General features: G+C 57.5%; 19 protein-coding genes. All 19 read left to right on the top strand.

Annotation, left to right across the window (positions count from 1 at the left end):
• The first annotated feature begins 390 nt into the window (after window positions 1-390).
• The 19 genes from AC6I8C_RS12005 to AC6I8C_RS11915 all read left to right on the top strand — a co-directional run bounded on the left by AC6I8C_RS12005 (window position 391) and on the right by AC6I8C_RS11915 (window position 22326).
• Entirely contained in the window at window positions 391-1314 is a 924-nt protein-coding gene (locus AC6I8C_RS12005) for a sugar ABC transporter substrate-binding protein (protein WP_497822601.1), read from the top strand.
• A gap of 32 nt (window positions 1315-1346) precedes the next feature.
• Window positions 1347-2831 carry a sugar ABC transporter ATP-binding protein gene (locus tag AC6I8C_RS12000; protein WP_497822600.1) on the top strand — a complete coding sequence of 495 codons (1485 nt, stop codon included), beginning with the start codon at window positions 1347-1349 and terminating at the stop codon, window positions 2829-2831.
• 23 nt (window positions 2832-2854) lie between these two features.
• Window positions 2855-3880 (top strand): ABC transporter permease, encoded by a 1026-nt coding sequence (locus AC6I8C_RS11995; RefSeq protein WP_179291192.1) that lies wholly within the window; start codon window positions 2855-2857, stop codon window positions 3878-3880.
• A gap of 453 nt (window positions 3881-4333) precedes the next feature.
• Window positions 4334-5251 carry a nitrogen assimilation transcriptional regulator NAC gene (nac, locus tag AC6I8C_RS11990; RefSeq protein ID WP_033783480.1) on the top strand — a complete coding sequence of 306 codons (918 nt, stop codon included), beginning with the start codon at window positions 4334-4336 and terminating at the stop codon, window positions 5249-5251.
• Window positions 5252-5904: 653 nt separating this feature from the next.
• Window positions 5905-6396 (top strand): type VI secretion system tube protein TssD, encoded by a 492-nt coding sequence (tssD, locus tag AC6I8C_RS11985; protein ID WP_497822599.1) that lies wholly within the window; start codon window positions 5905-5907, stop codon window positions 6394-6396.
• Between the two features lie 12 nt (window positions 6397-6408).
• Window positions 6409-6765, top strand: a complete 357-nt coding sequence (locus AC6I8C_RS11980) for a tlde1 domain-containing protein (protein WP_497822598.1) — start codon at window positions 6409-6411, stop codon at window positions 6763-6765.
• Window positions 6762-7214 carry a hypothetical protein gene (locus AC6I8C_RS11975; RefSeq protein ID WP_497822597.1) on the top strand — a complete coding sequence of 151 codons (453 nt, stop codon included), beginning with the start codon at window positions 6762-6764 and terminating at the stop codon, window positions 7212-7214. The genes AC6I8C_RS11980 and AC6I8C_RS11975 overlap by 4 nt, the downstream gene beginning before the upstream one ends.
• Before the next feature lie 186 nt (window positions 7215-7400).
• Complete coding sequence (cbl, locus tag AC6I8C_RS11970; RefSeq protein WP_013358380.1) at window positions 7401-8360, top strand: HTH-type transcriptional regulator Cbl; 960 nt, start codon at window positions 7401-7403, stop codon at window positions 8358-8360.
• A gap of 160 nt (window positions 8361-8520) precedes the next feature.
• Entirely contained in the window at window positions 8521-9978 is a 1458-nt protein-coding gene (locus AC6I8C_RS11965; protein WP_497822596.1) for an NAD-dependent succinate-semialdehyde dehydrogenase, read from the top strand.
• Window positions 9979-10426: 448 nt separating this feature from the next.
• The gene (locus AC6I8C_RS11960) at window positions 10427-11896 is read left to right on the top strand and encodes an aldehyde dehydrogenase family protein (RefSeq protein ID WP_497822595.1); all 1470 of its coding nucleotides are present in this window, start codon (window positions 10427-10429) and stop codon (window positions 11894-11896) included.
• A gap of 27 nt (window positions 11897-11923) precedes the next feature.
• Entirely contained in the window at window positions 11924-12592 is a 669-nt protein-coding gene (locus AC6I8C_RS11955) for a haloacid dehalogenase type II (protein WP_201253101.1), read from the top strand.
• Window positions 12593-12602: 10 nt separating this feature from the next.
• Window positions 12603-13880: an NAD(P)/FAD-dependent oxidoreductase gene (locus AC6I8C_RS11950; protein ID WP_497822594.1), complete on the top strand. Its 1278-nt coding sequence runs from the start codon at window positions 12603-12605 to the stop codon at window positions 13878-13880.
• Window positions 13881-13961: 81 nt separating this feature from the next.
• Window positions 13962-15569 (top strand): ABC transporter substrate-binding protein, encoded by a 1608-nt coding sequence (locus AC6I8C_RS11945; RefSeq protein ID WP_497822593.1) that lies wholly within the window; start codon window positions 13962-13964, stop codon window positions 15567-15569.
• A 41-nt stretch (window positions 15570-15610) separates the two neighbouring features.
• Window positions 15611-16567 (top strand): ABC transporter permease, encoded by a 957-nt coding sequence (locus tag AC6I8C_RS11940; RefSeq protein WP_013358372.1) that lies wholly within the window; start codon window positions 15611-15613, stop codon window positions 16565-16567.
• A complete protein-coding gene (locus AC6I8C_RS11935; protein ID WP_497822592.1) occupies window positions 16564-17415 on the top strand; it encodes an ABC transporter permease in 852 nt (283 codons plus the stop codon). The genes AC6I8C_RS11940 and AC6I8C_RS11935 overlap by 4 nt, the downstream gene beginning before the upstream one ends.
• The gene (locus AC6I8C_RS11930) at window positions 17412-19076 is read left to right on the top strand and encodes an ABC transporter ATP-binding protein (protein WP_497822591.1); all 1665 of its coding nucleotides are present in this window, start codon (window positions 17412-17414) and stop codon (window positions 19074-19076) included. The genes AC6I8C_RS11935 and AC6I8C_RS11930 overlap by 4 nt, the downstream gene beginning before the upstream one ends.
• 138 nt (window positions 19077-19214) lie before the next feature.
• Entirely contained in the window at window positions 19215-20546 is a 1332-nt protein-coding gene (locus tag AC6I8C_RS11925; protein WP_497822590.1) for an NAD(P)/FAD-dependent oxidoreductase, read from the top strand.
• 11 nt (window positions 20547-20557) lie between these two features.
• Entirely contained in the window at window positions 20558-21400 is an 843-nt protein-coding gene (locus tag AC6I8C_RS11920; protein WP_497822589.1) for a GNAT family N-acetyltransferase, read from the top strand.
• The gene (locus AC6I8C_RS11915; RefSeq protein WP_497822588.1) at window positions 21400-22326 is read left to right on the top strand and encodes a 2-hydroxyacid dehydrogenase; all 927 of its coding nucleotides are present in this window, start codon (window positions 21400-21402) and stop codon (window positions 22324-22326) included. Before AC6I8C_RS11920 ends, AC6I8C_RS11915 begins: the two co-directional genes overlap by 1 nt.

Raw genomic sequence — 22326 nt, 5'->3', positions numbered from 1 at the left:
GCTGGCTTTTCAAACTGCCAACAGGATCTCACTTTGCGGGCATTTCTCGGCAGATGTTAGAGGCATGTCAAAGTTTTGTTGTTTGCCGATGTTAAAACAACCGTTTCAGTGCTTTTATGATAAAAATTTCAAAACGACATTATATGGAACAAATAAACTGCTTATCATCACGGTCGTGATTATCATCCGGAAATGAAACGGCATTTTTAAACTAACTGTTTGCAGATCAAGTGATTGTGAAAAGGAGTGGTCGATCACAAAAATAGCCATAACCTGAAGTCTTACCTCAAATTTCCCGAAACAGACGCCAGACAGGCTGGGTGAATGTAAAAGATATTTTTCATTCGCGGGTACAGCCGCTGAGCAAGTTAACAAATAAGAAGGGTCCCTATGAACATTAAAAAAACGATTGTCGCCTCACTGTTAGCCTGCATGTTACCTGCCGCGGTTATGGCAAAAGATATCTCGGTGGGCGTCTCAATGGCGCTGTTTGATGATAACTTCCTGACGATTCTGCGTACTTCAATGCAGAAGGAGATGCAGAAGGATGGTGTTAAAGGCCAGGTTGAGGATGCAAAAGGTGACGTTTCACAGCAGCTTCAGCAGGTTCAGAACTTCATCGGCCAGGGTGTTGATGCCCTGATCGTTAACCCGGTCGACACCAACGCAGTAAAACCGATTATGGATCAGGCGAGCAAAGCGGGCATTCCGCTTGTCTTTGTTAACCGCCGTCCAGGGGCTGAACTCACCGGCAAAATGGCCTATGTGGGTTCCGATTCAGAACTGGCCGGGCGGTTACAGATGGAAGCGCTGGCTAAAGCAATGAACGGCAAAGGCAACGTCGCCATTCTGATGGGTGACCTGGCGAATGAATCGACCCGCGACCGTACCAAAGGTGTGGAAGAAGTGGCCGCTAAATATCCTGGCATCAAAATTGTTCAGAAGCAGACTGCCAAATTTACCCGTAACGACGCGGTGGATGTGGTCAGTAACTGGATGACGGCCGGTGATGAAATCAATGCTATCGCGTCGAACAACGATGAAATGGCAATCGGTGCGCTGCAGGCACTGGGTAAAAACCCGAACAAAATCCTGATTGCTGGCGTCGATGGCACGCCAGATGCACTGCAGATGCTGAAGCAGGGCAAGATGGTCGCCACCGTATTCCAGGATGCGCAGGGCCAGGGTGAAGGCTCGGTACAGACGGCCATCAAACTGGTGAAAGGCGAACAAGTCCAGAAAATTATCAATATTCCTTACCAGCTGATTACCAAAGAAAATATGGAACAGTTTACCCAGCGTAACCTGAAATAATCGTTCCCGACCCAGCTGTACGGAGGTGATGTATGAACGCGTTTGCGCTTGAAGCCGAAGGCATCAGCAAGTTCTTCCCCGGCGTCAAAGCCCTCGACAACGTGTCGTTGCGGGTGCGTCCGGGAACGGTACATGCCTTGATGGGCGAAAATGGCGCGGGCAAATCCACTTTAATGAAGTGCCTTATCGGGATGTATCGTCCCGATAAGGGCACCATCAAAATTAAAGGGGAGCCGGTGCAGTTTCAGGACACCATGGACGCGTTGCGTTCCGGCATTTCAATGATCCACCAGGAACTCAATCTGGTGCCTTACATGACCGTCGCCGAGAATATCTGGCTGGGCCGTGAGCCGATGAAGTTTGGCTTTGTCGACCATGCCCGACTTAATCAGAAGACGCAGGAACTGCTCAACCGCCTGAATATCCGCCTGAAAGCCGATCGGATGGTGGGCGAGCTGAGCATTGCGTCGCAGCAGATGGTCGAGATTGCCAAAGCGGTCTCCTGGGATTCAGACATCGTTATTATGGATGAGCCGACCTCCGCGCTGACGGAAACCGAAGTGGCGCATCTGTTTACCATCATTCGCGATCTGCGGGAGCAGGGTAAAGCCATCATCTACATCAGCCACAAGATGGATGAGATTTTCAACATCACCGATGAAGTCAGTATTTTCCGCGACGGCAGCTGGATCGCCAGCGATCAGACGGCGAAATATACCCGTCAATCGCTGATTACACAGATGGTAGGACGCGAGCTGACGCAGTTGTTCCCGAAATTCAACAGTGCTATCGGCGAAGATGTGCTGACGGTGCGTAATCTCACCTGCAAAGATCGTTTCACCGATGTCAGTTTCAGCGTGCGCCGGGGTGAAATCCTCGGCGTCGCCGGGCTGGTGGGGGCCGGTCGCAGTGAGGTGATGGAGAGCCTGTTCGGCATGGAGAGTTTCGACAGCGGTGAGATCCTGATTGATGGCGTACCGGTGACGATCGACTCACCCTCAACCGCGATTGAAAAGGGCATGGCGTTCCTGACCGAGGACCGTAAAAAGTCCGGCCTGTTTCTGGTGCTGTCGGTGATGGAAAACATGAGCATCGTGAACATGCCGGAGTACAGCGGTAAAAGCGGTTTTGTCAGTCATGTGAAGATGGCGCAGGACTGCATGGACCAGATCCGTCGGCTCAATATCAAAACGCCGACCATGGATCAGATCATCAATAACCTCAGCGGCGGTAATCAGCAGAAGGTTCTGATTGCCCGCTGGCTGCTGGCACAACCGAAGATTCTGATTCTGGACGAACCGACGCGCGGTATAGACGTCGGTGCAAAAGCGGAGATTTACCGCTTAATCAGTGAACTCGCCAACCGTGGCGTGGCTATCATCATGGTCTCCTCTGAACTGCCGGAAATCCTTGGCATGAGCGACCGGGTGATGGTGATGCATGGCGGGCGTATAACCGGCATCCTCGATAAAGAAGAAGCCGATCAGGAAACCATTCTGTCGTTGGCATCCGAGTGAGGCACGAGACCACTATGAGCAATATGAAAGCTACTGCTACCCCGGCAGCCCCGCAGCAACCTTCTTTTTTTGCCAGCCTGCGCCATAAACTGCCGAAAGATACCGGCATTTTTGTGGTGATGGTGGGGATTGCGTTGATTTTTGAAATGTTCGGCTGGTACGTGCGTGACCAGTCTTTCCTGCTCAACACCAACCGTCTGATCCTGATTGTCCTGCAGGTGGCGATTATCGGGATTATCGCCGTTGGCGTGACCCAGGTCATTATCACCACCGGTATCGATCTCTCGTCCGGTTCCGTCATCGCCCTGGCGGCGGTGGTCGCCGCCAGTCTGGCGCAGACCTCTGACAGCCTGTCGCCGATGTATCCGTCGCTGGTTAATATGCCTGCGGTGATCCCTATCGCGGCCGGTATCGGTGTTGGTCTGCTGGCGGGTGCGGTCAATGGTGTACTGATTACCCGCACCGGCATTCCGCCCTTCATTGCCACGCTAGGCATGATGGTGTCGGCACGCGGTCTGGCGCAGTATTACACCCAGGGCAATCCGATCAGCTTCCTTTCCGATGGCTTTACCTCAATCGGTCAGGGTGCCATGCCGGTCGTGATTTTCCTGGTGGTGGCACTGCTGTTCCACATCGCCCTGAAACATACCCGCTACGGTAAATATGTTTACGCCATCGGCGGCAACATGACCTCGGCGAAAGTCTCCGGTATCAACGTTAATAAGTATCTGATCATCGTCTACACCATTGCCGGCGCGCTCTCTGGCCTGGCGGGTGTGGTACTGGCGGCGCGCGTCAGCAGCGGCCAGTCGAGCATGGGGATGTCCTACGAGCTGGATGCGATTGCCGCAGCCGTTATCGGCGGCAGCAGCCTGATGGGTGGCGTGGGCCGTATCACCGGCACATTAATCGGTGCCGTTATCCTTGGCCTGATCAAAAGCGGTTTCACCTTCGTGGGTGTCGATGCCTATATTCAGGACATCATCAAAGGGGTGATCATCGTCGCTGCGGTCTCTATCGACATGCACCGTAACCGTAAAAAACGTTAATCAGCAGGCGTTGCCTTCTTCCGCAACGGGGGAGGGCAACGGTTGCTTTTTTGTTTTCAGGAAGCGTCAGCGATAAGAAATCCCGCTGATAGCGGTTACATTCTCAGCTTGTTGGTTAATGCTTTCCTGTAAGCCCGGCGAGCCTTCATCCGGTGCAATACGTTTCCACTGCACTAAAACTGTACAGCCCGTCATCACTTTTCTGCACGTCTGACTCGCAGCATCTGCACTGCCACAGTGCGCCCGCTCGACTCCTCTGTTGCTATTACGCATTCCTGATCCTTATTAACCCTTAAGAGGTAATCAGAAACGCTTATTTTCCGGGCCGTTAGGAAAAATCTGGCTTACGGGCAAGGCGCAGGATTTAAACCTGGCCTGCATCTTGCAAAATCTCTGTCATCAGAGCGATGGGCCAGACCCCTTTCGCTATTCAGGGTAAGTGACGGAGGCAAGATGAATTTAAGACGACTGAAGTACTTCGTGAAAATCGTCGATATCGGCAGTCTGACGCAGGCAGCGGAAGTGCTGCACATCGCGCAGCCTGCACTCAGTCAGCAGGTGGCAACGCTGGAGAATGAGCTGGATCAGCAACTCCTGATCCGCACCAAGCGCGGCGTCACGCCAACGGAAGCCGGAAAGATTCTCTATGGTCATGCGCGTACTATTCTGCGCCAGTGCGAGCAGGCCCAGACGGCGGTCATTAATGCCGGTCAGGTGCTGAGCGGCCAGGTATCAATTGGTCTGGCACCCGGCACAGCAGCCTCCTCGCTGACCATGCCGCTGCTGCAAACCGTTCGCGATCAGTTTCCTGAAGTACTGGTCTACCTGCACGAAAACAGCGGCAGCGTGCTGAATGAGAAAGTGATGAACGGTCAGCTGGATATGGCGGTGCTTTACGATCGTGCACCGACTGCCGGCATCAACAGCATGCCGCTGATGAAAGAAGATCTCTTCCTGGTCGGCGCTACCGACTACCCTGGTGCCAGCGTCGATCTGGCCGATGTGGCGCAGATGAGCCTGTTTTTACCACGCGACTACAGCGCAGTGCGCAAACGGGTTGATGAGGCATTTTCACTGCGTCGTCTGAGTGCGCGTATCATTGGTGAGATCGAATCGATTTCAACCCTGACCGCAGCCATTTCCAGCGGCATGGGTGTCACCGTATTACCTGAATCGGCCGCCCGTGCGCTGGTAGGTTCAACCGATGCCTGGATGTCACGCATCAACAGCCCGTCACTGAGTCTTCCGCTGTCGCTGAACATCTCAGCCCGTCTGCCGCTGTCGCCTTCTGCACAGGCCGTGAAAAATATCCTGCTGTCGCTGCTGAATAAGCCGCTGAGCGAGGAGCGGGAGCTGATGTTAGTGGGGTAGGGGGCGCGCTTTGCAGCGGTCTGAGTCTGAGCAGGTTACGCCCGCCAGGCGGTGGAGAGTTTCAGGTTCTCCGTGCAGGCGGACGCGTCAAGGGGCGGACGCCCGCCCCTTAACAATCCCGGCGTCCGGCAGCCTGCGCGCCCCACTTCGCGGGGTGCCTTCGTCACGCCCTGCGGCCAGCGGACCGTCCGGACGCGCCATCCCTGGCGCGAACCGTCCTTTCGCCGACGTCCTGTCGGCTCATCCTCGCCTCCGGTTGTTCCTCAGCGCTACGGATGCCTCTCACAAAACCCCGCCTGTGATTTCTGTACTTCTTTTTCTTCAAATTGTCTGTTGGATGAACCGAACAAATCTTATCTACTACAACATCATCTAAATGTTATTTCACGGGTGATGAATCCCGGTTGCCGTAAAAGATGGCTGCGCGATGGTCAAACTATTCTGATTAGCTTTTGGGTTCGTTTTTATATCTGTGATACCGGATTATTTCAGGTTTTTTATATCTGGAACAATAAAGTGTTAATCAGGCTTTTTTGCTACTGTATGAAAATTGATCTGATGTTTGCCGGGGTATAGTTTAATCAAGCTATGAATGTAGCGGGGTTGTCAGCAGATTGGATGCTGGCTTTGTTTTTTAAAGGGAGTTTAAAACTATGGCTATTCCAGCTTATCTCTGGCTCAAAGATGACGGTAACAACATGATTGCTGGATCCGTTAATGTGGCAGGTCGTGAAGGCGCAATTGAAGTCCTCGGCCTGAATCACGGCATCATGCTCTCAACAGACAACGTGACGGGTAAAACAACAGCTGTCCGCGAACACTCCTCTTACAGCTTTGATAAAGAGATCGATAAGTCCAGTCCCTGGCTTTACAGGGCTGTGACCTCAGGTCAAAAGCTTCGCTCAGCAGAAATACGGTTCTACCGGATAAATGACGCAGGGCAGGAAGTTGAATATTTCACTACCCTGATGGAAGGCGTAACCGTTATCTGTGTGGGACCGATAATATATGACGTTCAATCCCGCTATGGTGAGGCGCGTAATCATCTGGAAGCGGTAGAGCTGATTTACGAAAAAATAACCTGGCGATATGCAGACGGAAACATTATCCACTCGGACAGCTGGAATGAACGAGTAACCGCATAAAGGAATATAACGATGACATGGAGATATGAGCAAAGCACGGGTCGCTTATACCATAACAGTGAATTTATTGAGGTTGGCTACTCAGGAAATCTGACTAATAAAAATAATCCCGATCGCCAGCACGTCAGAGGAATGGGACCCCTCCCACAGGGAACGTACAGAATTGCAGGACACTCGACATCCAAAGGACCCCTGACCATTATTCTGGAGCAGACATCCGGAGAATCTTTTGGCCGTTCGGCGTTCCGCATTCATGGTGAAAGGGTGAATAAGCCAGCGGGTTATGCCTCACAAGGCTGCATCATTATGTCATTTGCGACCCGGCGACGTGTGCTGCGGGAAGGCGGGACGCTGGAGGTGGTCCGATGAAAAATCTGATACTGATTAGCCTTCTGCCCTGTCTGGTCTGGGCGGGAGCAAACACACCCGACCGTGAAGATCCAATAAAGGGCATTGCATCAGGAGAGCAGGGCTGGCTTGCCAGGGTACCGCAGTTGGCAGCGACAGCTGATGTTCAGCAGGCAATCCGGCTGGAAGATGCTCTGGCCTCTGCTCTGGCGAAGAATACCCCGGCCGTGCTGGAGACGTTACGCGTTATTGACGGCAGAACGTGGCCCCATATGGCAGGTACAGACATTATCTGCAGCATTCCGGCTGAGCGTCCGACAGCCGCTATTGAGGATTTTTATCAACTAACACGTATGGCGCTACTGACAACAGACAAAGGTTCGACCTGTCTTTGGATCCTTGAAGCAAGCTATGAAGAGTGGAAAGCAGATATGGCCAGAATGCGTAAACTATCAACTCCGGTGAAATAGCTTCTCCACCAGGCCGGGTTTCAGTCAGAAACTGAAGTCCGGCCGCCTGCCTCAACCTTCTGAATACCGCTCTTTCTCAATTTGTATATTCCCTAAAGTCATAAAGCCAAATTTTTTAGTATTTCCTGTTATCAATAATAGTTCTTAACATCAGGGAATCAGATTATGTAAAAGGAGGTAAATGTCGTGAATTTCCAGCAGCTTAAAATCATCCGCGAGGCGGCCCGCTGTGAGTTTAACTTAACGGAAGTCGCTAACACGCTGTTTACCTCCCAGTCAGGTGTCAGTCGGCACATTCGTGACCTGGAAGATGAACTGGGTGTTGAGATTTTTATTCGTCGCGGTAAGCGCCTGCTGGGAATGACCGAACCGGGTAAAGCGCTGCTGACGATCGCCGAACGCATCCTGGATGAAGCGGGAAAAGTGCGGCGGCTGGCCGATGTCTTTACCAATGAAACCAGCGGCATTCTGACTATTGCAACGACCCATACTCAGGCGCGCTACAGCCTGCCGAAAATCATTAAAGCGTTTCGTCAGCTCTATCCCAACGTTCGTCTGGAACTCAATCAGGGATCGCCGCAGGAAATTGTCACCATGCTGCTGGCGGGTGAAGCGGACATCGGCATCGCCAGTGAAATGCTGGTCAATAACAGCAGTCTGGCGGCATTCCCCTGGTTCAGCTGGCATCATGCGTTGCTGGTGCCGAAAGACCATGAGCTGGTGCAGAATCAACCGGTTTCACTGAGCACCCTCAGCCGTTATCCCCTCATTACTTACCGCCAGGGTATCACCGGTCGTTCGCGGGTTGACCGTGCCTTCCAGTCGGCGGGTTTAAAACCGGACATTGTGCTCAGCGCCCAGGACTCCGACGTGGTGAAAACCTACGTTAAACTTGGTCTGGGCGTCGGGATACTGGCCGATCAGGCGTGTGAAACGGAAGAGAGTGAAGAGCTGGTACGCATCGACGCCACGCATCTGTTTGATGCCAGCACCGTCTGGCTCGGCCTCAAGCGGGGACAGCTGCAGCGCAATTACGTCTGGCAGTTCCTGGAACTCTGCAATGCCAACCTGTCGCTGGAGGAGATCAAACGTCAGGCACTCTCCTACAGTAATGATGACGAACCCGTCATCGACTTCCAGATTTAAGGCGCGTGCGCATCCCACCGGATGCGCGCCCATTTCCGCGCAGCATAAAATTTCAAATCCCCGCGAAAAACTCGCTTAGCGACCTTTCTGACCCCGTACAACAACATCCTGCGCTGACCCGGCGCGATAAAGTGGAATCAGCTGACCACAAGGGGATGTTATGTCGCGATTACAACTTAAAGACAGCGATCTGCTGCGCCAGCAGGCGCTGTTTGCCGGACGCTGGCAGGATGCACATCAGGGTGCCACTCTGCCGGTTACCGATCCCGCCACGGGCGAAACGCTGGCGACCATACCGGCGCTGGGCCGTGCGGAAACAGAGCAGGCGATAGCCTATGCGGAAACGGTTCGCATCAGCTGGGGAAAAACCACTAACGCCAGCCGTGCCGCACTGCTGGAAAAATGGCATCAGCTGATTATTGAACATGCTGACGACCTGGCGATCATCATGACCGCCGAGCAGGGAAAACCGCTGGCGGAAGCCAGAGGTGAAGTACTCTACGGAGCCAGTTTTGTGAAATGGTTCGCGGAAGAGGCGCGCCGTATCTATGGCGACACCATTCCTGCGCCCAGCGATGACCGGCGCATTCTGGTGCTGAAACAGCCGGTAGGCGTTGCCGCCGCCATCACACCCTGGAACTTCCCGATTGCGATGATCACCCGCAAGGTGGCCCCCGCGCTGGCCGCCGGATGCCCGATTATCGTCAAGCCTTCTGAATTAACGCCGCTCTCGGCGCTGGCGCTGGCAGTACTGGCAGAGCGTGCCGGTTTCCCGTCAGGCGTATTACAGGTACTCACCGGCCTGCCCACGGAGATTGGCGCGGCACTGACTGGTAGCCGTACGGTACGTAAAATCTCCTTTACCGGCTCGACCCGCATCGGGCAGTTATTAATGCAGCAGAGCGCTGACAGCATCAAACGTCTGAGCCTGGAGCTGGGCGGCAACGCGCCGCTGATCGTGTTCGATGATGCCGACATTGAGATTGCGGTCGCGGGTGTCATGCTCAGCAAGTTCCGCAACGCCGGGCAGACCTGCGTCTGCGCCAACCGCATCCTGGTGCAGCGCAATATCTATCCGCGCTTCACCGCGCGACTGCTGGAGGCAGTCGCCACTCTGAAAGTGGGCGATGGTTTTGCGCCCGACAGCACCATTGGTCCGCTGATCAACCCCCGCGCGGTAGAAAAAGTGAATGGTCACATCGATGATGCGCTCAGCCAGGGGGCCACGCTGCTGACCGGCGGCATCAGCCAGGATAATGGTACTTTTGTTCAGCCCACGGTGCTCGGCGAGGTCACGTCCAGCATGCGCATCGCCCATGAAGAAACATTCGGTCCGGTCGCGCCCCTGTTTATCTTTGATAATGAAGAGGAGGCGATTGTGATGGCAAATGACACGCCTTACGGCCTGGGCGCCTACTTCTTTACCGAAAATATCCGGCGTGCCTGGCGGGTGGCGGAGGCGCTGGAGTTTGGCATGATCGGCTTTAATACCGGCGCGATTTCTCTTGAAGTTGCTCCCTTTGGTGGCGTGAAACTTTCCGGTATTGGCCGGGAAGGATCCCGCTACGGAATTGATGAATATCTGGAACAGAAAACGTTTCACATTGGCAGTCTGTAATTAAATATGACCTGAACGCCAGCCGGACGATCCGGCTGGCGTTTTTTTTTTGCCTGACGCACAGAATTATTTCTGGGGCGTCAAATAATCCTCTTTAAAAAGTAAAGAATTTATCAGGGATGTGAGGCCGGTCGGTAAATCGGTGTGTCATGAGCGCAGAAGTGAGCAGCCTGAGCCGGAATATCCGCTTTGGTGCAATTTCCGTGCAGGTTGCACCAGCAGGGCGCATAAATTTTGTGAAGTAAATCATCTGTTTAATTGTTCGGCAAATCCGCAAAAATTACCCCGGTAATACGGCAGAAAATTTTTTTGCGCTGTTTTAAACGCATTTTTATTTTTTGCCCGGCTGGCATACTTTCTGCATTAGCTTATTAACAGCGCAGAAATCGCCAGTTAAAAACGCTAATAAGCCAGCAACTGATGGGTGTTACAAATAAGGAATTCTTCCATGTTAAGTTTCGACCCTGAAAAAGTTTCTCTTCCGGCTGGCCATTATATTGGCGGCCAGCACTGCCAGAGCCAGGGCGCAGCCTTTGAGGTTAAACGTCCCTCTGATGGCAGGGTCTATGCCACGCTGCAGGACGCCACGCCGCAGGATGTTGATCGTGCCGTCACCGTGGCGCATCAGGCGCTGAAAACCAGTGGCTGGTCTGGCTGTCCGCCGCGTGAACGCGGTCGCGTGTTACGCCGCTGGGCTGACCTGATTGAGCAGGATGCGCTGCTGGCTCAGCTGGAAGCGCTGGGTTCAACGCGGCCCATCAGCGACGTGGTGCTGCACGAAATTCCGTTTACCGCCGAAGCAATTCGCTTTTACGCCGAATGCGCCGACAAATACAGCGGCGATCTCTTTCCCACCCGCGACAGCAGCCTCGGCATGCTGATTGCGGAACCCTATGGCGTCATCGCCGCGATTACTCCGTGGAATTTCCCGCTGTCGATGGCGTCGTGGAAATGCGGACCGGCGCTGGCAGCAGGCAATGCGGTGGTGCTGAAACCCTCTGAACTGACCCCGTTTTCGACGGTGCGCATGGCCGAACTGGCGATTCAGGCGGGTTTGCCAGCGGGCGTGCTGAACATTGTGCAGGGCAGTGGCGCGGTGACCGGCAGCGCGCTGGTGAAACATCCACTGGTGCGCAAAGTCTCGTTTACCGGCTCGACCCTGACCGGCGCGCGCATCATGAGCGATGCTGCACAGCACGGCATGAAACCGGTGACGCTGGAACTGGGCGGCAAAAGCCCGCAGCTGGTGTTTGATGATGCGGGTGACCTTGAGGTGCTGGCTCAGCGCATTCTGCGCGGCTTCACCGCCAACGGCGGTCAGGCCTGCGTGGCGGGTACCCGTCTTATTGTGCAGCGCAATATTGCCGATCCGCTGGTTGAGCGGCTGGCCCAGCTTTGCCGGGAAGTGAAACCGGGCGTTACCTGGCAGGAGGGCAGCCGCTACGCGCCGCTGATCGATGAACGTCAGGGCAACAAAGTCTGCTCGGTCATTGAAGCCGCAAAAGCGCAGGGCGCAGAGGTGCTGGTGGGCGGAGAGCGCTTTGCCGACACCGACAACGGCTGGTTCTGGCAGCCGACGCTGCTGAGCCATGTATCGCAGGATAACCCGGCGGTTCAGCAGGAGATTTTTGGCCCGGTGCTGACGGTACAGACGTTTAATGATGAAGAGCAGGGGCTGGCGATGGCAGCACACGACACCTATGGCCTCTGCGCCGGTGTCCACACCCTGAGCCTGCCACGCGCGCTGCGGGCGATGCGGGCGATTGACGCAGGCACCGTCTGGATTAACCGCTATGGCCGCTCCGGCGACTTCATCATTCCCACCGGTGGCTTTCTCGGCTCCGGCATTGGTAAAGATTTAGGGCGTCAGGCGTTTCAGGCCTGCCAGCGCCAGAAGAGCGTACTCATCGATTTCTAAGCGCAACTGACAAGACGAGGGTGTTACATGGCACTGTTTAAACCGAAATTCATCACGTTTGACTGTTACGGCACGCTGATTCGCTTCGATATGGCCGGTGCGGCGGAACGCTGTTTCAGCGACCGCGTCGACCCTGAAGCCATGCATGCCTTCACCACCGACTTTGCCAGCTACCGGCTGGATGAGGTGCTCGGCGCATGGAAACCTTATTACGACGTGGTCAGCAATGCGATCCAGCGAACCTGCAAAAAGTGGGGCGTTGAGTGGGATAAAGCCGACAGCGACTTCATTTACACCGATTGCGCCAGCTGGGGTCCGCATCCCGACGTGCCGGCCGGGCTGGCGAAAGTCGCAAAAGAGTTTCCGCTGGTGCTGCTGACCAACTCGATGAAAGACCTGATCCCGCACCATATACCGCGTCTGGGCGCACCGATCCACATGACCATCACGGCGGAAGAGGCGGGTGCCTACAAACCGCAGATGAAGGGCTTCGAGTACATGCTGGATAAGCTTGGCTGCGGCCCGGAAGAGATCCTGCACGTCTCCTCCAGCTTCCGCTATGACCTGATGACCGCCTACGATCTCGGCATCAAAAACAAAGTCTGGGTCAATCGCGGTCATGAACCGGCGAACCCGTACTACCAGTACACCGAAATCAAAGATATCGGCGGCCTGCCTGGCGTCGTCGGACTCTGAGGAACCCCCCATGAAACTGGAATCGTTCTGGCAGGCCACGGCTCCGGCCTTTGCCGGTGCTGCCCGCGAACCGCTGCCCGCCCAGGCGGACGTGGTGGTGATTGGCGGCGGCTTCACCGGCGTCTCGGCAGCCCTTAACCTGGCGCGCAGCGGCATCAGCGTGGTGCTGCTGGAGAGTGGCGACGTCATGAGCCAGGCATCGGCGCGCAACGGCGGTCACTGCAATACCGGTGTGGCGCAGAACTTCGCCTCGCTGGTGGCGAGTCAGGGCCTGGAGCAGGCCAGCCGCTTCTATCGGGCATTTGACGACGCGGTGAGCTACGTCCAGCAACTGATTCAGGATGAAGCGATCGACTGCGACTTTCGGCTGTGCGGCAAACTTAAGCTCGCCAGTAAAGCCTCGCATGTCGCCGGGCTGCGGGAGGCGTATGAACTGATGCGCCGCACCGTGGACCCGGAGATCGAACTGCTCGACAAAACGGCGGTGCGCGACGAGATCGCCAGCGACGATTTCTACGGCGGCCTGCTGCAGAAGCGTGGTGGTCAGATGCACATGGGCAAGTTTGGCATCGGGCTGGCTGAAGCTGCCGCGCGCAGCGGGGCGAAGATTTATCCGCATCATGCCGTGATGAAGCTGGAACGTCTGAAGGGCTATCAGCACCGGATTCACACTGCAAACGGCACCCTTCTGGCGGATAAGGTGCTGATGGCGACCGGCTGCTCCAACGTCGGCCCTTTTCCCTGGTTTCAGCGCCGCATCGTGCCGGTCGGCAGCTTTATTGTGGTGACGGAAGCGCTCGACCCGTTGCTGCTGCGCCAGGTGCTGCCCAACAATCGGACCTACGTGACGTCGCTGAATATCGGCAACTACTTCCGCACCACTGCCGACAGCCGGCTGGTGTTTGGCGGCCGGGCGCGGTTTGCGGTCAGCAACCCGACCTCTGATTCGCGCAGCGGCGAGATCCTGCGCCACGCGATGACGCAGATGCTGCCGCAGCTCGGCCAGGCAGCGCTGGATTACTGCTGGGGCGGCATGGTCGATATGACCGCCGACCGTCTGCCGCATGCGGGTGAACAGGATGGCCTCTTCTATTCGCTGGGCTACAGCGGCCACGGCACGCAGATGTCGGTGTGGATGGGACGGGTAATGGCCGATCTGCTGGCCGAAAAGCGCACTGAAAATCCCTGGCAGCGCGACGCATGGCCCGCGCTGCCCGGTTATCACGGTAAGCCATGGTTTTTACCGCTCGCAGGACTCTATTACAAAGCAAAGGATCGCCTTTCTTAACGTCCCGTCGGGTGCTGGCCGCCAGGTTGCCAGCACTGCCAGAACATGATCCCGGTTCGCCTGACTATTGAGGGTAGAGAGATGAGTAAATTTGATAATAACGACGCTGATGCGGTAAATCCGGCACTGACGCGCATGATCACCGAAGGCTCGCTGTCACGTCGCAGCCTGATGAAGATTCTTTCCGCCGGTGCGGTGATGAGCAGCGGGCTGGTGGGCTTTTCCGGGGCGGCACTGGCCGAAGACAAGCCGGTCAAAGGCGGTAAACTGCGGGCGGCAATGTCGAATGCCTCCGCTACCGACACACTCGATCCGGCGAAAAGTAACAACAGCGCGGACTATACCCGTCAGTTTATGTTCTACAGCGGCCTGACCGAACTGGACAAAAACCTGATGGCCCAACCGGCGCTGGCCGAATCAGTGGAATCCAGCGACGGCATCACCTGGCATATTAAACTGCGTAAGGGCGTCACCTTCCATGATGGCAAACCGCTGACCGCTAAAGATGTGATCTTCTCGCTCAGCCGACACAAAGATCCGGCCATCGCCTCAATCGCCTTCAAGCTGGCCGATCAGTTCAAAACCTTCAGTGCGGTCAATGATAATGAGGTACAGCTGGAGCTGAACAGCGCCAACTTCGACGTCCCTTACATGCTGGCGACGCCGCCGTTTTTGATTGTCAAAGACGGCACCACCGATTTCAGTAAAGGCATCGGCACCGGTCCGTTTGTCTGCAAAACCTTTATGCCAGGCACGCGCACCATCGGCACCAAAAATCCCAACTACTACAAGCCCGGCCTGCCGCATCTGGATGAGGTGGAGCTGATTGGCGTCACTGACAACGCGGCGCGTGTCAATGCCCTGATGTCGGGTGATCTGCAGATGGTCTCCACCCTGAGCGCCGCGGACTGCAAACGCATTAAAGCCAGCAGCGAGTTTGGCATACTGGAAAGCAAATCAGGCATGTACACCAACCTGATTATCCGCACCGACGTGAAGCCAGGTAACAACGAAGATTTCGTGCTGGCGATGAAATATCTGCAGGCGCGCGAAATGCTGGTGAAAACGGTACTGCAGGGTTACGGCGACGTCAGTAATGACACCCCGGTGCCGCCGTGGCATCCGCTTTACAACGCCGATCTCAAACCGCGTCCGCTCGATATAGAAAAAGCGAAGTTCCACATTAAAAAAGCGGGCATGGCGGGCGCTACGGTAGAGATCATCACGACGCCCAACATTGAAGGGGCGAACGAAGGCGGGCAGATGATCCAGCAGATGGCACGCGGGGCGGGGCTGAACATAAAAGTGCGACGCGTGCCGTATGACGGTTACTGGTCTTCGCACTGGATGAAAGATCCGGTGGGATATGGCTCGATAAATCCGCGTCCGACGCTCGACATGCTCTTCTCACAGTTTTATCTCTCTACCGCACCGAATAACGAGTCGGGCTGGAAAAATCCGCAGTTTGATCAGCTGGTGGTCGCCGCGCGCGGAGAACGCGATCAGGCAAAGCGCAAGCAAATGTATGGCGACATGCAGACGCTGATTTATGACCACTGCGGCACGATCATCCCGACCTTTATCAGCTCCACCGATGGCTACAACAAAAAGGTCAAAGGGGTCGAAGCCTGGCCGTCAGGCATGATGATGGGCTATCGCTTCCATGAGTTTGCCTGGCTGACCGCCTGATCTCAGCCTGTCCCATCAGGCTATTTATAAGGAGTTCGCCGATGAACCGATACATGCTGTTCCTGATTGCCCGGCGCATTGGTGCCGGCATCCTGACGTTGCTTATCGTCTCGGCGGTGGTGTTTTTCATCACCAGCCTGCTGCCGGGTGACGCGGCGCAGATGATCCTCGGCCAGAACGCCACGCCGGAAACGGTGGCGGCGTTACGGCAGCAGCTGGGTCTCGATCAGCCTCTACTGGTCCGCTATCTCCACTGGCTGACGGGTATGGTGCAGGGTGACTTTGGCATCTCGTTTGCCAGCCATCTGCCGGTCTCGCAGCTGGTGGCGCAGCGCATACCTGCCACCTTCGAACTGGCGGGCATCACCACGCTGATCTGCGTGCCGCTGGCGCTGATTATCGGCATTATCGCGGCGATGAACCGCGGTTCAAGACTTGATCGGGCGCTGGTTATCGGCACCATGGCGACGGTGGCCGTGCCGGAGTTCCTGGTCGCGACCGTGGCGGTGCTGATTTTCGCCGTCAAACTGCACTGGGTGTCGGCGATGTCGTTCGGCAGTCCGGACAGCGACCTGCTGAGCTACCTCAAAGCCTATGCGCTGCCGGTGCTGACGCTCTGCTGTGTGCTGGTGGCGCAGATGGCCCGCATGACGCGGGCCGCCATTATCAACCAGCTCGACAGCCCCTACCTGGAGATGGCGCTGCTGAAAGGGGTGTCGCCGCTCCGCGCGGTATTACGTCACGCACTGCCCAACGCGGTCGGACCCATCGCCAACGCGATCTCTCTCAGCCTCTCCTATCTGTTTGGCGGGGTGATCATCATCGAAACCATCTTCAGCTATCCCGGTCTGGCCAGCCAGCTGGTGGATGCGGTCAGCAACCGCGACCTGCCGGTGGTGCAGCTCTGCGTGATGCTGTTCGCCGCCTGCTACCTGGTTCTGCTGCTGGCGGCCGACATTCTGACTATCGCCTTTAACCCGAAATGGAGAAGCGCATGAATACACTCTTGTTGCCCTGGCGTTTCTTACAGTCGCTCTCCTGGTCGGGCCGGCTGGGTCTGATCATGTCGCTGTTCTGGCTGCTGATGGCGGTGTTTGGCACGCCACTGGCCCCGCACAGCATTGATGACATCGGCGGCGGCCCGCTGATGGGCGGCATGACGGCCGAGAACCTGCTGGGGACCGACTACCTGGGGCGCGACATGCTGAGCCGTATTCTCTATGGCGCGAAATTCTCTATCGGCCTGGCCCTGAGTGCGGCGCTGCTGGCCAGCCTGATCGGCACGCTGCTGGCACTGCTGGCGGCGGTAACGGGACGCTGGCTGGAGGAACTGCTGGGCCGCGTCAACGATGCCCTGCTGGTACTGCCGGGCAAAGTGCTGTCGCTGATGATTGTCGCGGTGTTTGGCTCCTCGCTGCCCATGCTGATCCTGACGGCGGTATTCACCTACTGGCCGGGCGCATTCCGCATTGCTTTTGCCATGGCCAGCTCGCTGCGCAGCATGGACTACGTCCGGGCGTCACGGCTGCGGGGCGAAAGCCGCTGGTATATCGCCATTCACGATATCCTGCCTAACATGGTGCACCCGATGCTGACGGACTTTGGCCTGCGCTTTGTCTACATCGTGCTGCTGCTGAGCGGTCTGAGCTTCCTCGGCCTGGGGGTGCAGCCGCCGTACGCTGACTGGGGCACGCTGGTACGTGAAAATATGCAGGGGCTGTTTGATGGCTCGCCCGCGGTACTGATGCCCGCACTGGCAATTGCCAGCCTGACCATTGGCGCCAACCTGTTTATTGACAGCCTGCAGGCGATGCGTCCGATGACGCTGGCGAAGGAGGGAGCATGAACGTGACACCACATACCGCTATGCCGGTGATTTCGGTGGATAAACTGCGCGTCACCGCGCAGTCCGATCGCGGTGAAGAGCTCGACCTTGTGTCGGACATTCACTTCACGGTGCAGAAGGGCGAGGTGCTGGCGCTGATTGGCGAATCCGGCTCCGGAAAAACCACTATTGCCATGGCACTGATGGGCTATGCCCGCAACGGCTGCCGCATCGCTGAGGGCAATATTCACGTTGCCGGCACCGACGTTAACAGCCTGACGCCGGGCCAGCTGCGCGCGTTTCGCGGCAACAAGGTCGCCTATATCGCCCAGAGCGCCGCGGCATCATTTAATCCGGGCATGAAGATCCTCGACCAGGTGATTGAGCCGGTGGTTATTCACGGCACGATGACCCGCAAAGACGCGAAAGCCAAAGCGATTGGCCTGTTCCGTGAGCTGGCGCTGCCCAATCCCGAAACCATTGGCGACCGGTTCCCGCACCAGGTATCGGGCGGTCAGTTACAGCGCCTGATGACGGCGATGGCGCTGATTGGCGATCCCGACGTCGTGATCCTGGATGAGCCCACGACCGCGCTGGATGTCACTACGCAGGTGGAAGTGTTGAAGGCGTTTCGCCGCGTGGTGGTGCAGCGCGGCGTCACCGCGATTTACGTCAGTCACGATCTGGCCGTGGTGGCGCAGATGGCTGACCGGATTCTGGTGCTGCTGCGCGGTAAAATGGCGGAGTATGGCAGCACCGCGCACCTGATTGGCGCGCCGCAGGCGGAGTACACCCGACTGCTGATGGACGCAGCACGGCAGAAAGAGCGGCCCAGCAACTGGTGTCCGGCTGCCACCGATATTCAGCCGCTGCTGGAAGTGCGCGATCTTAACGCCGGTTACGGCCCGCGTGACAGCGACGGCCAGCCGAAAATACGCATTCTTGAGGAGATTAACCTTAAGCTGTGGAAAGGGCAGGCGATTGGCATCATCGGCGAGTCAGGCTCCGGCAAAACGACGCTGGCTCATGCGATTGCCGGTCTCAACGCGCCAAGCCACGGCCATATTCTGTTCAACGGCCACTATATTGCCGGCGATATGCAGAAACGTCCTGACAACGAGCTGCGGCGCATTCAGTATGTATTCCAGATGGCAGATACCGCGCTGAATCCGGCCCATAGCGTTGAGCGCATCCTGTCGCGACCGCTGACGCTGTTTCATGGCCTGAGTGGGGCAGCCCGACAGCAGCGCCTTTATCAGCTGCTGGATCTGGTGCAGCTGCCGCGCAGCGTGCTGTGGCGGCGTCCCTGGGCGCTCTCCGGCGGTCAGAAGCAGCGCGTCAATCTGGCGCGTGCGCTGGCAGCGGAGCCGGATCTGATTTTGTGCGATGAAGTGACCTCGGCGCTGGATACAGTGGTCGCCGCCGCAGTCCTCGACCTGATCAGCGAACTGCGCCGCGAACTGGGACTCTCGGTGATCTTCATCAGCCACGATATGCATGCGGTGCGCGCGGTGTGCGACGAAATTGTGGTGATGAAAAGCGGTCGCATCGTCACCCAGCTGGCACGCAATGACTACGACAAGCCGACCAGCGAGTTGTATTTCGAGCGGCTGAAACGCGCGGTGCCGGAGCTGCGTCAGGGCTGGCTGGATGAACATGAAGAGATTTTAAAAGCGGAGTGAGTGGCCGCTGAGCCTTACGGGCACCTGAATTTATCCGTCTGCATAGCACTGATGTGCAAGGCAGGCGGCGTGGGTCAGCGTACAGCGGCGATGTCGCCGTGCGCCTGACCCGATACTGACAACAGAGGTCATCTTGTTATGCCCGCACCGATTCGTTATGTACAGGACAGTGCTGACTTTCCCGATTCCGCCGATGTGGTGGTGATTGGCGCCGGTATCGCCGGTGCCGCCGCCACCTGGGAGCTGGCGAAGCAGGGAGTGAAGGTGGTGCTGATTGAAAAAGGGCTGGTCGGCGCTGAGCAGTCGAGCCGCAACTGGGGCTGGTGCCGCCAGCAAAACCGCGATGAGCGTGAGTTGCCGCTGATTATCTATGCGCTGCAACGCTGGGGTGAGCTAAATGAAGAAACCGGTGAAGAGCTGGGTTTCCGCCGCAGCGGGCTGGTTTACGCCACCCAGGAAGAGTCGGATATCGCGGCCTGGGATAAGTGGAACCAGATGGCGAAAGGCTATGGCATGCGCAGTTCGATACTCACCGCAGAGCAGGCCAAAGCGATGACGCCCGGCAGCACCACAAACTGGCTGGGCGGTCTCTCGTCGCCGACCGATGGCCACGCCGAGCCGCGCCTGGCCGCGCCAGGGCTGGTAGCGGGCGCGCAGAAAAAGGGCGCACTGCTGTTTCAGCAGTGCGCAGTCCGCGGGCTGGATATCGCCGCCGGACGGGTCAGCGGCGTCTGGACCGAGCGCGGTTTGATCAAAACCAGCCGGGTCATTTGTGCCGCCGGGGCCTGGACCTCCATGTTCTGCCGTCGTCACGGCATCGACCTGCCGCTCGGCAACGTGATTGGCACTGCCTTCCGCACGCAGCCTATTGAGCAGGCGATCGCCATGCCGCTCTACACACCGGGCTTTGCCTGTCGCCCACAAATGGACGGCAGCTATACCGTCTCAGTATCTGGTCGCGGTCGTCTGGAGCCGGGCGCACAGGGGCTGCGCTATGCCCGTCAGTTCTATCCGACCTTTAAAAGCCGCCGCAAGAATCTGACCCTGAATCTCGGCCTGTCACCGTTCTTCAATGGCCCTGAAGCGATGGGGGGCTGGTCATTCGACCGCGAGTCGCCGTTTGAGCGGATGCGCATTCTCGATCCGGCAGCGGATGCAAAAATCGTGGAAGAGGGCCTGGCGGCAATGCGGCGTGAATATCCGGCGCTGGCGAATCTCCGGCTGGCGCAGTCGTGGGGCGGCATGATTGACAGCACCCCGGACGCGATTCCGGTGATCTCAACCGTGGCGAAACTGCCGGGGCTGGTGCTCTCGGCGGGTTACAGCGCCCACGGCTTCGGTATCGGACCCGGTGCCGGACGACTGGCGGCTGACCTGGCGACCGACGCCACACCCATCGTTGATCCTCAGCCATACCGCTACAGCCGTCTGGTTGACGGCAGCGGACTTGAAACGCCAGGCATGATGTAAGGAGAACGCGAATGAGCCTGACCATACGCGCAATGACGCCAGATGATATTGAAACGTGTTTCACCTTAACGCAGCTGCTGAAATGGCCCCATCGCCGTGAAGACTGGCAGCTGGCGCTGCAGCTGGGCGAGGGCACGGTAATAGAAGAGCAGGGCAAACTGATTGGCAGCGCGGTGCTCTGGCGCTGGGGTGACCATGCCGCCACGGTGGGGCTGGTGATTATCGATAACCAGCAGCAGGGACGCGGCTTGGGCAAGCAGCTGATGCTGGCGCAGCTGGAAAAAGTGCCCGACGTTAACGTGCGTCTGCACGCCACCGAAATGGGCAAAGGGCTGTATGAGAAGCTTGGGTTTGTCAGTTGTGGTGAGATCCGCCAGCACCAGACGCGTGCCGTGACCACGCTGCCAGAGGTTGTGATCCCCGAGGAGCTGAAACTGCGCCCGGCGACGGCAGACGATCATGGCACGCTGGTGACGCTGGATCAGCAGGCACACGGCATGCATCGCCCGGCCCTGATTGAGCATCTGCTGCGCGACTGCCAGACAGTCCTGTTGCAGGATACGCAGCAGCAGATTCAGGGCTTTGCCAGCCTGCGCCGCTTTGGTCACGGCTGGGCGATAGGCCCGGTGATCGCAGCAGACTTTCCGATGGCTCAGGCACTGGTCGCCTCGCTGATGCAGTCGCTGCAGGGTGAATTTCTGCGCATCGACACCGACGCCGTGCTGCCGATGGCGGCCTGGCTTGAAAGTCTTGGTATTCCTCAGGTCGATGCGCCCACCACCATGGTGCGCGGCACGCCCTGGACGCCGCAGGGTATGCAGGCATTTGGACTGATGACGCAGGCGATGGCCTGATGCATATCGTCTATAAATCGGAGCCGGAACGAGGCCGGATCTGGCAGCGCTGGCTTGCGGAACATGCGCCTGATATTCAGCTGCATCTCTGGCCGGAGACCGGTGATCCGGAGCAGGTTGAGGCGCTGGTCGCCTGGCAGCCACCCGAAGACATTCCGGCACTGTTTCCCCGGCTGAAACTGCTGTTCTCGGTGGGGGCGGGTGCCGACCAGTTTGACTTCAGCGCGCTGCCGCCTGACCTGCCGGTGATCAGAATGATCGAGCCGGGCCTGACGCAGGGCATGGTGGAATATGTCACCTTCGCGGTGCTCGGTCTGCATCGCGACATGCCGCGCTATTTCCATCAGCAACGGCAGCAGCAGTGGCAGCCTCATGCAGCCATACCTGCCGGGCAGCGTCGTGTCGGCGTGATGGGGCTGGGCGAACTGGGGCAGGCCGCGTTAGCGCAGCTGGTGGCGCTGGGCTTTGACTGCGCAGGCTGGAGCCGCACACCGCGCGAGTGCCCCGGCGTGCGCTGCTGGCATGGCAATGATCAACTCGCTGACTTCCTGGCGCATAGCGAGATTCTGGTCTGCCTGCTGCCGCTAACCGACACCACCCAGGGTTTGCTGAATCAGTCGCTGTTCAGCCAGCTACCGCACGGCGCGGCGCTGGTGCAGGCCGGGCGCGGCCCGCAGCTGAATCAGGACGATCTGCTGCGGGCACTGGAGAGCGGTCAGCTGCGTGCCGCCGTCATTGACGTCACCGAACCGGAGCCGTTACCGCCGGGCCATCCCTTCTGGCACCATCCCGCCATCTGGCTGACGCCGCACATTGCCAGCCAGACGCAGAATGAGAGCGCCATCGCGGCCCTGCTGGAGAACCTGCGGCGCTACCAGTGTGGCGAGCCGCTGCACGGTGAGATTGACCGTTCGCGAGGATATTAA

The organism is Pantoea sp. X-Soil-YNGN-844, from assembly GCF_059730595.1.
The sequence above is the reverse complement of the archived record's forward strand: the minus strand, read 5'-3'. Positions and strand labels throughout refer to the sequence as shown.

What these genes read in the sequence shown, in the direction of transcription:
- AC6I8C_RS12005 (WP_497822601.1), top strand. Translation starts at nt 391, where the DNA reads ATGAACATTAAAAAAACGATTGTCGCCTCACTGTTAGCCTGCATGTTA.
- AC6I8C_RS12000 (WP_497822600.1), top strand. Translation starts at nt 1,347, where the DNA reads ATGAACGCGTTTGCGCTTGAAGCCGAAGGCATCAGCAAGTTCTTCCCC.
- AC6I8C_RS11995 (WP_179291192.1), top strand. Translation starts at nt 2,855, where the DNA reads ATGAAAGCTACTGCTACCCCGGCAGCCCCGCAGCAACCTTCTTTTTTT.
- nac (WP_033783480.1), top strand. Translation starts at nt 4,334, where the DNA reads ATGAATTTAAGACGACTGAAGTACTTCGTGAAAATCGTCGATATCGGC.
- tssD (WP_497822599.1), top strand. Translation starts at nt 5,905, where the DNA reads ATGGCTATTCCAGCTTATCTCTGGCTCAAAGATGACGGTAACAACATG.
- AC6I8C_RS11980 (WP_497822598.1), top strand. Translation starts at nt 6,409, where the DNA reads ATGACATGGAGATATGAGCAAAGCACGGGTCGCTTATACCATAACAGT.
- AC6I8C_RS11975 (WP_497822597.1), top strand. Translation starts at nt 6,762, where the DNA reads ATGAAAAATCTGATACTGATTAGCCTTCTGCCCTGTCTGGTCTGGGCG.
- AC6I8C_RS11965 (WP_497822596.1), top strand. Translation starts at nt 8,521, where the DNA reads ATGTCGCGATTACAACTTAAAGACAGCGATCTGCTGCGCCAGCAGGCG.
- AC6I8C_RS11960 (WP_497822595.1), top strand. Translation starts at nt 10,427, where the DNA reads ATGTTAAGTTTCGACCCTGAAAAAGTTTCTCTTCCGGCTGGCCATTAT.
- AC6I8C_RS11955 (WP_201253101.1), top strand. Translation starts at nt 11,924, where the DNA reads ATGGCACTGTTTAAACCGAAATTCATCACGTTTGACTGTTACGGCACG.
- AC6I8C_RS11950 (WP_497822594.1), top strand. Translation starts at nt 12,603, where the DNA reads ATGAAACTGGAATCGTTCTGGCAGGCCACGGCTCCGGCCTTTGCCGGT.
- AC6I8C_RS11945 (WP_497822593.1), top strand. Translation starts at nt 13,962, where the DNA reads ATGAGTAAATTTGATAATAACGACGCTGATGCGGTAAATCCGGCACTG.
- AC6I8C_RS11940 (WP_013358372.1), top strand. Translation starts at nt 15,611, where the DNA reads ATGAACCGATACATGCTGTTCCTGATTGCCCGGCGCATTGGTGCCGGC.
- AC6I8C_RS11935 (WP_497822592.1), top strand. Translation starts at nt 16,564, where the DNA reads ATGAATACACTCTTGTTGCCCTGGCGTTTCTTACAGTCGCTCTCCTGG.
- AC6I8C_RS11930 (WP_497822591.1), top strand. Translation starts at nt 17,412, where the DNA reads ATGAACGTGACACCACATACCGCTATGCCGGTGATTTCGGTGGATAAA.
- AC6I8C_RS11925 (WP_497822590.1), top strand. Translation starts at nt 19,215, where the DNA reads ATGCCCGCACCGATTCGTTATGTACAGGACAGTGCTGACTTTCCCGAT.
- AC6I8C_RS11920 (WP_497822589.1), top strand. Translation starts at nt 20,558, where the DNA reads ATGAGCCTGACCATACGCGCAATGACGCCAGATGATATTGAAACGTGT.
- AC6I8C_RS11915 (WP_497822588.1), top strand. Translation starts at nt 21,400, where the DNA reads ATGCATATCGTCTATAAATCGGAGCCGGAACGAGGCCGGATCTGGCAG.